Below are 10,137 nucleotides of genomic sequence, written 5' to 3'. Positions count from 1 at the left end.
GACATCCCTCCCGGCGGCGCGGGGGTCCCCCGTCGGTCCCTCGGCGGTGAGTTCGGCGGTGAGTCGGGTGACGAGATCGACGCGGCGGGTGAGGGCGGCGTCGACCTCGGCGCGCCAGTCGGCGTCGTGGGCGACGGAGACCTCGCGGGCGAGGTCGGTGCGGTCGGTCTGCACGTAGGACGTCGACACGTGGACGACGTGCGGGTCGCCGCCGGCGGCGGCGAGGGCCTCGTAGAGCCGGGCGGAGCCGAGGACGTTCGCGCGGATCGCGGCGTCCCACGGGTCGTCGAACGACACGCTCGAGGCGCTGTGGACGACGACGTCGAGGTCGGCCGGGAGCGCGGGGAGTCCGGCGGCGAGGTCGGCCCCGACGACGTGGACGCGACGGCGGGCGCGGGCGACCCCGGCGGAGCCCACCTCGTCGCGCCACGGCCCGAACGCCGCGCGGGTGAGCACCTCCTCGAGGCGGTCCTCCGCGCTCTCGCCGGGCCGGCCGCGGACGACGACGTGGATCTCTGCCTCCTCCCGGAGGAACCGTTCGAGGACGGCCTGACCGACGAACCCGGTGACCCCCGTGAGGAGAACGCGGCGGCGGCGGAGGGGGAGGGTGCGAACGGTCTGGGACACGGGGTTCGGCTCCTGTCGGAATCGAGGGGGCCGCCGGGAACACCGTTGTGGCGCAGGCACGGCGGAGGCGACGAAGGGGGGCGCCGGGATGCCAGTCGGCCGACCGACCTACCTCCTGAGCGATTCTGCGGCGCTGGCCTAGAGTTCCCGCATGGAGCACACCTCGTCGTCCACGCCCCGCCCGCCGAAGGTGGAGGCCCGCCCCACGTCGCGGACCCACCACGGCGACACCGTCGTCGACCCGTACGCGTGGTTGCGGGACACGGAGGATCCGGAGGTCGTCGGCCTCCTGCACGAGGAGAACGCGTACGCCGACGCCGTCACGGCCCACGAGCGTCCGCTCGCCGAGGCGGTGTTCGAGGAGATCAAGGCCCGGACGAAGGAGACCGACCTCTCGGTCCCGGTGCGGTATCGCGGCTGGTGGTACTACTCCCGCACGCAGGAGGGCTGTCAGTACGGGCGGCTGTGTCGGGTTCCGGTGACGGACGGGGAACGCCCCGTCGTCGACCCCGAGGTCGCCCCGCCGGGGGAACAGGTCGTCGTCGACGGTGACGTCGAGGCCGCGGGTGGAGAGTACTTCTCTCTCGGGGCCTCCGAGGTCGACGGATCGGGGGAGCGGGTCGCGTTCGCCGTCGACCGCAGCGGGGACGAGCGGTTCGACGTCGTCGTCCGCGAGATCGCCTCGGGCGCGGTCGTCGACGACGTCGTGCGCGGCGTCGGGTACGGGCTCGTGTGGAGCGCGTGCGGCCGGTACCTCTTCTACACGCGCGTCGACGACGCCTGGCGTCCGCACGAGGTGTGGCGCCACGAGATCGGTCGCCCGGCCGAGGAGGACGTGCGGATCTTCCTCGAGGAGGACGAGACCCACTGGATGGGCATCGACACCTCCCGCGACGACCGGTGGCTCGTCCTCACGACCTCGTCGCGCAACAGTTCCGAGGTCCATCTCCTCGATCTCGACGATCCGACGGGCGGCCTCGTCTGCGTGCGACCCCGGACCCCCGACCTCGAGTACGACGTCGAGCCCGCCGGAGAGGTCCTCCTCGTCGTCCACAACGGTGACCGGGTCGACTTCTCCGTCTCCGCCGTCGGGCTCGCCGACGTCCTCGCGGCGGACCCGAACACGGCGCCCGCCCCGTGGCGTCCGTGGTGGACCCCGGCGGAGGACGAACGCGTCCTCGCCGTCGAGGCGTTCGAGAACGCCGTCGCGGTGTCGCTCCGCAGCGGTGGCCTGCCCACGGTGCGCGTGCTGCCGTGGGTCGAGGGCGACCGCCTCGCGTCGCCGGAGCGGGTCGTCGAGGTGCCGGCGTTCTCGGAGCTCGGCACCGTGGCGACGGGGGAGAACCCGGAGTGGCGCACGACCCGCCTCCAGATCGTCCAGGAGTCGTACGTCGTGCCCCGGCGCGTCTGCGAGTTCGACCCCGCCACGGGCGAGGTCGAGGTGCTCAAGGCGCGGGAGGTGCTCGGCGGGTACGACCCGGCCGACTACGCCGAGGAGCGGGTCTGGGTCACCGCCGAGGACGGCACGCGGGTGCCGATGTCCGTGGTCCGCCGGGCCGACGTGCCCCTCGACGGCCGCGCGCCGGGCCTCCTCCAGGGGTACGGCGCCTACGAGATCAGCGAGGACCCGCGCTTCTCCGTCCCGCTCCTTCCCGTCCTCGACCGGGGCGTCGTCGTCGCGGTCGCGCACGTCCGCGGCGGTGGCGAGATGGGCCGGTCCTGGTGGCTGCGTGGGCGGTTCGCCGACAAGGTCAACTCGTTCACCGATCTCGTCGCATGCGCCCGTCACCTCGGGGAGGCGGGGATCGTCGACCCCGCCCGTCTCGCACTCCAGGGCGGATCGGCGGGTGGCCTCCTCGTCGGGGCGACGGTCAACCTCGCGCCCGAACTCTTCCGGGCCGTCCATGCGGCGGTGCCGTTCGTCGACGCCCTCACGACGATCCTCGACCCGAGCCTGCCCCTCACCGTGGGCGAGTGGGAGGAGTGGGGCAACCCCCTCGCGGACCCGGAGATCTACGCGGTGATGAAGGGGTACTCGCCCTACGAGAACGTCCGCGCCGTCGACTACCCGGCGATCCTCGCGACGAGCAGCCTCAACGACACCCGCGTGCAGGTGGGGGAGCCGCTCAAGTGGGTCACGCGGCTGCGGGAGACCGTGACCTCGGACCAGGTGGAGCGCCCGATCCTCATGCGCGCCGAGATGGTCGCGGGCCACGGAGGCCGGTCGGGCCGGTACGACGCATGGCGTCAGTGGTCCGGGGAGGTCGCGTTCCTCCTCGACGCGATCGGGGCGACGGAACCGCTCCCGACCACGACGGGAGGTCTCCCTTCCGCGAAGTGACCTGGGCCCGTGAGGGTCTCCGACGCCGGTGGCCCGGTGAGAAAAAAGTGATATCGTTTTTCTATCACCACGGGATCGCCCCGGGGTGTCGGGGACCCCAGGAGGAACCATGTCGTCCACCACTCAGACCGAATCGGCCGACGCGGGCCGCGGCCCACAGGAGCAGCCCGCCGCCACCGCACCCGTCGGGCACGAGGGCACCCGGGTCGACGTCGGCGAGCGCCCCGCGTGGGCGGTCAACGGATTCCTCGCCCTCCTCGGCGGCATCCTCCTCGCCCTCGGCGGGATCGCGCTCGTCGTCCGGGAGGCGACGACGTTCCCGGAGGCCGACGGCCCCCGCGCGGGCGTCGTCGCCGCGAGCGTCCTGCTGTTCCTCCTCGCCGCGCTCGTCCTGAGCTCCCTCACCGTCGTCCAGCCGGGGCAGACGAAGGTGCTCCAGTTCTTCGGGCGCTACGTCGGCACGAACCGGCAGACCGGTCTCACGATGGTCATGCCGCTCACGACGAAGCGGAAGGTCTCGGTGCGGGTGAACAACTTCGAGACCTCCGACCTCAAGGTCAACGACGCCGACGGCAACCCCGTCGAGATCGGCGCGATCGTCGTGTGGCAGGTTGCCGACACGGCCCGCGCGAGCTTCTCCGTGGAGGACTACGACAACTTCGTCCGCGTCCAGTCGGAGTCCGCGCTCCGTCACGTCGCGACGACGCACCCCTACGACGAGTACGGGCACGGCGCCACGTCGCTGCGGGGCTCGACCGACCTCGTGTCGACCGAGCTCGCCCACGAGGTGGCGCAGCGCGTCGCCGTCGCCGGGGTCGAGATCGTCGAGGTCCGCATCAGTCACCTCGCCTACGCCCCCGAGATCGCCCAGGCGATGCTCCAGCGGCAGCAGGCGGGTGCGATCGTCGCGGCCCGCGCACAGATCGTCGAGGGCGCCGTCGGCATGGTCGAGATGGCGCTCGACAAGCTCGAGGCCGAGTCGATCGTCGAGCTCGACGACGAGCGCAAGGCCGCGATGGTGAGCAACCTCCTCGTCGTGCTCTGCGGGGAGTCGCGCACGACACCCGTCGTCAACGCGGGCAGCCTCTATGCCTGAGTGCGTCGGTCCGCTCCCGGTGCGCCCCTCGCGGGGCACGCCGGGAGTCGGCGTGTGCGGAGGACGCCGTGGCTGAGGAGAAACGGATGCCGGCGAAGCGCATCCGCAAGCAGGTGCTCCTGCGTCTCGACCCGGCCGTCCACGACGCGATGGCGCAGTGGGCCGCCGACGAGCTCCGCAGCGTCAACGCCCAGATGGAGATCGTCCTGCGACGTGCGCTCGCGGACGCCGGGCGTCTGCCCCGCGAGGTCGCGCCGGCCCGTCGTCCCGGCAGGCCACGCAAGGACGAGGACTGACCTCGGCGGAGGGTACGGGCCGGGCGGGGAGTCTCAGCGGCGCGGCCGGGTGAGGATGCCGCGCGTGACGAGTTCGAGGGTGATCGGCACGGCGATCGACTGCGCGAGGAGGATGCCCGCGAGGACGACGAGCTGGAGCGCGGCCGCCTCGAGCGGTGTCGCGCCACCGAGGAGGGTGCCGACGAACGCGCCCGGGAGGGTGACGAGGCCGACGGTGCGGGTCTGGTCGAGGGCCGGCACGAGCGCGAGGCGGGTGGGCTTGCGGGCGACGAGCAGGGCCGCGTCGCGGGGCATGAGGCCGATCGACAGGCCCGCCTCGTACTCGCCGCGGCGCTCGCGGAGGGCGTCGAGGGCACGTCGGCCCGCGAGCGTCGTCGCCGTCATCGAGTTGCCGATGAGGATTCCTGCGGTGGGGATGAGCGAGATCGGCCGGAGCGGCAGGAGCCCGACGAGGAGGAGCACCGCCGTGACGGGCAGTGCCGCCGCGGCGACGGGGAGGAGCGGCCAGGCACGTCGTGCCCCCGTGACTCCCATGCGTCCGCCCGAGGTGAGCCCGGCCACGCCGATCATGAGGAGGACGAACGCGCCCGTGAGCCACCACGACTGGAGCACCGTCGCGATGACGAGGCCGACGAGCCCGAGCTGGAGGGTCGCGCGTGCGGTCGCCGTGATCTCGGCGCGGCCGTCGCCGAGGCCCATCGCGTAGCGCAGACCGGCGGCGAGCACGGCGAACGCGAGGACGACGAGGACGAGTCGGACGACACCGTCGGTACCGCTCACGTCGATGAGGGTCGAGTCCCCGGCCACGACGAGCGTAGCCGGGGTGAGGGATGCGGTGAAGGGTGTCGTCGCGGTCAGGAGGCTCACCCGAGGAGTATCGCCGCACGAGGGGTGTGACGACGCCTCGGGCCGTGTCCGAGGGCGGTTCCGACGTCGTGCCCGAGTGCTCGACGCAGACCGGGGCGCAGGCCGTGGCGCCGGTCGCGGCGACGGTCGTCGCGTCTCTCGGCGACGGCCCGTCGCGGGGTGTCGGGACGGGTGTGACGAGCGGCACTGGCGGTCGGGGACGGAGAGTGGGGCCGACGTCCCACCTAGACTGTGCCGGTGATCTCCCGTCTCGACCTGCGTGATTCCACCCCTGCCGACCTCGGCCCGCGTGCCCTCCGCGAGGTGTTGCCGCGCGCCGAGTACGACCTCGCCGACGCGCTCGACGCGGTGCGGCCCATCTGCGAGGCGGTCCGTGACCGCGGCGCGGAGGCCCTCCGGGAGTACGGCGAGCGGTTCGACGGGGTCGTCCCGCCTCATCTGCGGGTGCCCGCCGAGGTGCTCGCCGCCGCGCTGGAGACGCTCGACCCGGAGGTGCGTGCCGCCCTCGAGGAGTCGATTCGTCGCGCCCGGCTCGTCCACGCCGACCAGATGCCGCAGGAGCACACGACCCGTGTCGTCCCCGGTGGCACCGTGTCCCAGCGGTGGATCCCGGTGCGGCGCGTCGGCCTGTACGTGCCGGGCGGCCTCGCCGTCTACCCGAGCAGCGTCGTGATGAACGTCGTCCCGGCCCAGGAGGCGGGGGTGTCCTCCCTCGCCGTCGCGAGCCCGCCCCAGCGCGACAACACGGGCGTGTTCGCCGGGTACCCGCACCCGACGGTCCTCGCGGCGTGCGCTCTCCTCGGCGTGGAGGAGGTCTACGCGGTCGGCGGCGCCCAGGCGGTCGCGATGTTCGCCTACGGCATCGAGGTCGACCGGCCGTCGGCGGGCGGGGACGTCGAGGAGCTGTGCGCCCCCGTCGATCTCGTCACCGGACCGGGCAACGTCTACGTCGCCTCGGCCAAGCGCCTCCTGCGTGGGGTCGTCGGCATCGACGCCGAGGCCGGGCCCACCGAGATCGCGATCCTCGCCGACGACACGGCCGACCCGGCCCACCTCGCCGCCGACCTCGTGAGCCAGGCCGAGCACGACCCGCTCGCCGCGGCCGTCCTCGTCACCGACTCCGAGTCCCTCGCCGCGCGCCTCGAGGAGGCCCTCGAGGCGCAGGTGGCCGCGACCAAGCACCACGAACGTGTGACCACGGCGCTCTCCGGGCGTCAGTCGGCGATCGTCCTCGTCGACGACCTCGACGCCGGCCGCGCCGTCGTCGACGCCTACGGTGCCGAGCACCTCGAGATCCACACCCGTGATGCGGCCGAGGTCGCCCGCCGGATCAGTTCGGCCGGAGCGATCTTCGTCGGCCCGTACTCCCCGGTGAGCCTCGGCGACTACGCCGCGGGCTCCAACCACGTCCTGCCGACGAGCGGCACCGCCGCGTTCAGCAGCGGCCTCTCGGTCCACGCGTTCCTCCGCGGGGTCCAGGTCGTCGAGTACTCGGAGGAGGCCCTCGCCGAGATCGGCCCCCGCGTCGTCGCGCTCGCCCACGCCGAGGACCTGCCCGGGCACGGGGACGCGATCCTGGCCCGTACCGGCACCGAGGCGCGGACGGAGGGACGCGCATGAGCGGCCCGGCCCGCACCGACGCGGGCGTGACGAGCGCGCCCGTCACCGGCGAGGACGAGGTCCGTCGCCTCCTCAGGGAGGACCTCCGTGGTGGTACCGCGTACGGCGCCCCGCAGCTCGAGGTGGCCCACGCCCTCAACACGAACGAGAACGCCTACCCCGTCCCAGACGAGGTCGCCGAGGCGATCACCACCGCCGTCGCCGCCGAGACGAGGGGTCTCAACCGGTACCCCGACCGCGAGTTCACCGCGCTGCGAGAGGCGCTCGCCGCCTACCTCACCCACGCGAGCGGTGTGACGATCACGCCGGAGCAGACGTGGGCGGGTAACGGCAGCAACGAGGTCCTCCTTCACCTCGTCCAGGCGTTCGGCGGGCCGGGACGCACCGCGCTCGGTTTCACCCCGTCGTACTCGATGCACCCGATCATCACGCGCACGGCCGACACGACGTGGATCGACGGACTCCGCGGCCGGGAGTCGGCGGGGGAGGGCGACGCGGGGGCCCGCTTCGACCTGCCCGTCGAGGCCACGGCGGCGCAGGCCCGCGAGCACGACCCGTCGCTCGTCTTCCTCTGCTCGCCGAACAACCCGACGGGCACCGCGCTCGACCTCGACGTCGTCCGCGCCGTCTACGACGCGGCGCAGAACGCGATCGTCGTCGTCGACGAGGCCTACGCGGAGTTCGCCCGCCCCGGCACCCCGAGCGCCCTCACCCTCCTCGAGGGCCGCCCCCGACTCGTCGTCACACGCACGCTGAGCAAGGCGTTCGCGCTCGCGGGCGGGCGGCTCGGGTACCTCGCGGCCGACCCGGCGCTCGTCGACGCGCTCCGCCTCGTCCGGATGCCGTACCACCTGTCGAGCGTCACCCAGGCCGTCGCGACGACCGTCCTCGGCCACGCCGACGTCATGCTCGGCACCGTCGAGGCGATCAAGACCCAGCGCGACCGCATCGTCGACGAACTCCCCGCCCTCGGTTACGAGTCCGTGCCGAGCGACGCGAACTTCGTCCTCTTCGGCGGCATCGAGGACGCCCCGGCGCTCTGGCGGGTGCTCCTCGAGGAGGGCGTACTCGTGAGGGATGTCGGTCTCCCCGGGTACCTTCGGGTGACGGCGGGGACCCCGGCCGAGGTCGACGCGTTCCTCGCGGCCCTCGCCCGGCACCCCGGGACGGCGAGCATCGAGGAGGAGCAGGCGTGACCCACGACGCCCCCCACCGCACCGCGACGATCCGCCGCGCCACGTCGGAGAGCAGCGTCGACCTCACGGTCGACCTCGACGGCTCGGGGCGCAGCGACGTCACGACGGGCGTGCGGTTCTACGACCACATGCTCGCGAGCCTCGCCAAGCATGCCCTCTTCGACCTCACGGTGCACGCCACCGGCGACGTCGACGTCGACGCGCACCACACGGTCGAGGACGTCGCCATCTGTCTCGGCGACGCGATCGCGCAAGCGCTCGGCGACAAGCGGGGCATCTCCCGGTTCGGCGAGGCGACGATCCCGCTCGACGAGGCCCTCGCGCACGTCGTCGTCGACGTCGCCGGCCGCCCGTACTGCGTCCACGACGGCGAGCCCGAGGGACAGCAGTACGTGATCATCGGCGGGCAGTACGTCGGCAGCCTCACCCGCCACGTCATGGAGTCCCTCGCGCACCACGCGGGGCTCGCGATCCACGTGCGGGTCCTCGGCGGGCGCGACCCGCACCACATCGTCGAGGCCCAGTTCAAGGCGCTCGCACGGGCGCTGCGGTTCGCGGTTGCGCGTGACCCGCGGGTGGAGGGGATTCCCAGTGCCAAGGGTGCGCTCTAGGCTCGCGCGGCGACAGGCGGCCGCGAGCGTCACCGGTGAGGGCGTCGTCCTCACGTCGACGCGCCCGGAGGCCGTCGTCGCCTGGGCGCGGCGCGGTCTCGGCCCGCTCGTCGTCGCGCCCGTGGGGCGCTGGACGCTCGTCGCCCCTGCCGGGCGGCCCAAGGCGCGTTACCCCTACGACGACGCGGTCCGCACCCTCGCCGGTCGTCCCGCGTCGCGGCGCATGCGGCCCGCGGTCGGGTTCTTCCGCGTCGGCCGTCAGGCGGTCGTCACCGTCCATCCTCCGCACCGGTGGGCGGCGACGCGCTGGCTCATCTGGACGCCCCGCGACGGCGTCGTCCGGCCCCGTGGTCTGCCCGTCGCGACGCCCGAGGACGTCGTCCACGCCGCCGGTCGGGACTCCGCCGAGACGATCGCCGCCGTCACCGAGATCGTCGGCGACGTCGGGGCGAGCGCGCAGGAGATCCTCGCCGCGCTCCTCGGGGTGCTCGACCTGCCGGGCGTCGACGTGCTCACCGGAGCCGTGGCCGCCGCCGACCTCGTCGACGCCCGCCTCGTCGTCCCGCACGACCGCTACGCCCGCGCCTTCGACCGGGTCGTGCGCGAGCGCGACGGCGAGCAGGCCGAGGACGTCGACGACGCGGAGGGCCCCGCCGCGGGTGCTCTCCGCCGTGGCCTGCGCGCCGATCCCCGTCACGATCCCCATCCCGGTCCCCATCCCGACCCTCACGCCGAGGAGCGACGCCGATGAACGCCCCGATCCCGACCCTCGCCGCGGGCGAGCCGACCGTGCCCCCGGTCGAGGGACGTCCGCACGTCGCCGTCCTCGACTACGGCAGCGGCAACCTCCGCTCGGCCGTCCGGATGCTCGAACGTCTCGGCGCCGAGGTCGAACTCACCTCGGTCCGCGACCGGGCGATCGGTGCCGACGGCCTCCTCGTCCCCGGCGTCGGCAACTTCCACGCCTGCATGGAGGGGCTCGCCGCCGTCGAGGGGCCTCGCATCGTCGACACCCGTCTCGCCGGCGGTCGCCCGGTCCTCGGCATCTGCGTCGGCATGCAGGTGATGTTCGAGACCTCCGCCGAACCCTCCACGACGCCACGGGAGGGCCTCGCCCAGTGGCCGGGCGTCGTCGAGCGTCTCGAGGCCGACGTCGTCCCCCACATGGGGTGGAACACCGTCGACGTCCCCGAGGGCAGCCGCCTCTTCGAGGGTGTCGAGGACGCCCACTTCTACTTCGTCCACTCCTACGCCGCCCGCACGTGGAGCCTCGACCCCAAGGGCCCGTTCGAGGTCGTCACACCCCTCGTCACGTGGGCCGAGCACGGAGGACCGTTCGTCGCCGCCGTCGAGAACGGCCCGCTCACGGCCACCCAGTTCCACCCCGAGAAGTCCGGCGAGGCGGGCGCCCGCCTCCTCCGCAACTGGCTCCTCACACTCTGACACCGGAGCCTCCGACCAGGAGCCTCCGCCCCGGTCGCGC

10 protein-coding genes are annotated in these 10,137 nt (G+C 73.5%); 8 read left to right on the top strand and 2 right to left on the bottom strand.

The window, feature by feature from the left end:
* On the bottom strand, positions 1 to 627 hold a 627-nt coding region (locus tag MOPEL_RS03915; RefSeq protein WP_009481558.1), incomplete at its 3' end, for an SDR family oxidoreductase.
* A gap of 151 nt (positions 628 to 778) precedes the next feature.
* Here MOPEL_RS03915 and MOPEL_RS03910 point away from each other — a divergent pair.
* From MOPEL_RS03910 to MOPEL_RS03900, 3 genes are all read left to right on the top strand, one after another.
* Positions 779 to 2,968, top strand: a complete 2,190-nt coding sequence (locus tag MOPEL_RS03910; protein ID WP_009481557.1) for a S9 family peptidase — start codon at positions 779 to 781, stop codon at positions 2,966 to 2,968.
* A gap of 109 nt (positions 2,969 to 3,077) precedes the next feature.
* Positions 3,078 to 4,064 carry an SPFH domain-containing protein gene (locus tag MOPEL_RS03905; RefSeq protein ID WP_009481556.1) on the top strand — a complete coding sequence of 329 codons (987 nt, stop codon included), beginning with the start codon at positions 3,078 to 3,080 and terminating at the stop codon, positions 4,062 to 4,064.
* A gap of 68 nt (positions 4,065 to 4,132) precedes the next feature.
* Entirely contained in the window at positions 4,133 to 4,360 is a 228-nt protein-coding gene (locus MOPEL_RS03900; RefSeq protein ID WP_245544708.1) for a type II toxin-antitoxin system antitoxin, read from the top strand.
* A 33-nt stretch (positions 4,361 to 4,393) separates the two neighbouring features.
* Here MOPEL_RS03900 and MOPEL_RS03895 read toward each other — a convergent pair whose 3' ends face one another.
* Positions 4,394 to 5,227 (bottom strand): ABC transporter permease, encoded by an 834-nt coding sequence (locus MOPEL_RS03895; protein WP_009481554.1) that lies wholly within the window; start codon positions 5,225 to 5,227, stop codon positions 4,394 to 4,396.
* A gap of 237 nt (positions 5,228 to 5,464) precedes the next feature.
* Between MOPEL_RS03895 and hisD the strand changes: the two genes are divergently transcribed.
* From hisD to hisH, 5 genes are read left to right on the top strand one after another with little or no spacing between them, the layout of a single operon-like run.
* Positions 5,465 to 6,847 (top strand): histidinol dehydrogenase, encoded by a 1,383-nt coding sequence (gene hisD / locus MOPEL_RS03890; protein ID WP_040632804.1) that lies wholly within the window; start codon positions 5,465 to 5,467, stop codon positions 6,845 to 6,847.
* Positions 6,844 to 8,043 carry a histidinol-phosphate transaminase gene (locus MOPEL_RS03885; protein ID WP_009481552.1) on the top strand — a complete coding sequence of 400 codons (1,200 nt, stop codon included), beginning with the start codon at positions 6,844 to 6,846 and terminating at the stop codon, positions 8,041 to 8,043. Before hisD ends, MOPEL_RS03885 begins: the two co-directional genes overlap by 4 nt.
* Positions 8,040 to 8,654 carry an imidazoleglycerol-phosphate dehydratase HisB gene (hisB, locus tag MOPEL_RS03880; protein ID WP_009481551.1) on the top strand — a complete coding sequence of 205 codons (615 nt, stop codon included), beginning with the start codon at positions 8,040 to 8,042 and terminating at the stop codon, positions 8,652 to 8,654. The genes MOPEL_RS03885 and hisB overlap by 4 nt, the downstream gene beginning before the upstream one ends.
* Positions 8,644 to 9,405: a hypothetical protein gene (locus MOPEL_RS03875; RefSeq protein WP_009481550.1), complete on the top strand. Its 762-nt coding sequence runs from the start codon at positions 8,644 to 8,646 to the stop codon at positions 9,403 to 9,405. The genes hisB and MOPEL_RS03875 overlap by 11 nt, the downstream gene beginning before the upstream one ends.
* Positions 9,402 to 10,097, top strand: a complete 696-nt coding sequence (hisH, locus tag MOPEL_RS03870; RefSeq protein WP_009481549.1) for an imidazole glycerol phosphate synthase subunit HisH — start codon at positions 9,402 to 9,404, stop codon at positions 10,095 to 10,097. The genes MOPEL_RS03875 and hisH overlap by 4 nt, the downstream gene beginning before the upstream one ends.
* The last annotated feature ends 40 nt before the right edge of the window (positions 10,098 to 10,137 follow it).

The sequence above is a fragment of the Mobilicoccus pelagius NBRC 104925 genome (genome assembly GCF_000247995.1).
Classification (GTDB): Bacteria; Actinomycetota; Actinomycetes; order Actinomycetales; family Dermatophilaceae; genus Mobilicoccus; species Mobilicoccus pelagius.
This window is presented reverse-complemented; position numbering and strand designations above follow the sequence as displayed.

Bases quoted from the DNA above. Each gene is read 5' to 3' on its own strand.
- MOPEL_RS03910 (WP_009481557.1), top strand. From the start codon at position 779: ATGGAGCACACCTCGTCGTCCACGCCCCGCCCGCCGAAGGTGGAGGCC.
- MOPEL_RS03905 (WP_009481556.1), top strand. From the start codon at position 3,078: ATGTCGTCCACCACTCAGACCGAATCGGCCGACGCGGGCCGCGGCCCA.
- MOPEL_RS03885 (WP_009481552.1), top strand. From the start codon at position 6,844: ATGAGCGGCCCGGCCCGCACCGACGCGGGCGTGACGAGCGCGCCCGTC.
- hisH (WP_009481549.1), top strand. From the start codon at position 9,402: ATGAACGCCCCGATCCCGACCCTCGCCGCGGGCGAGCCGACCGTGCCC.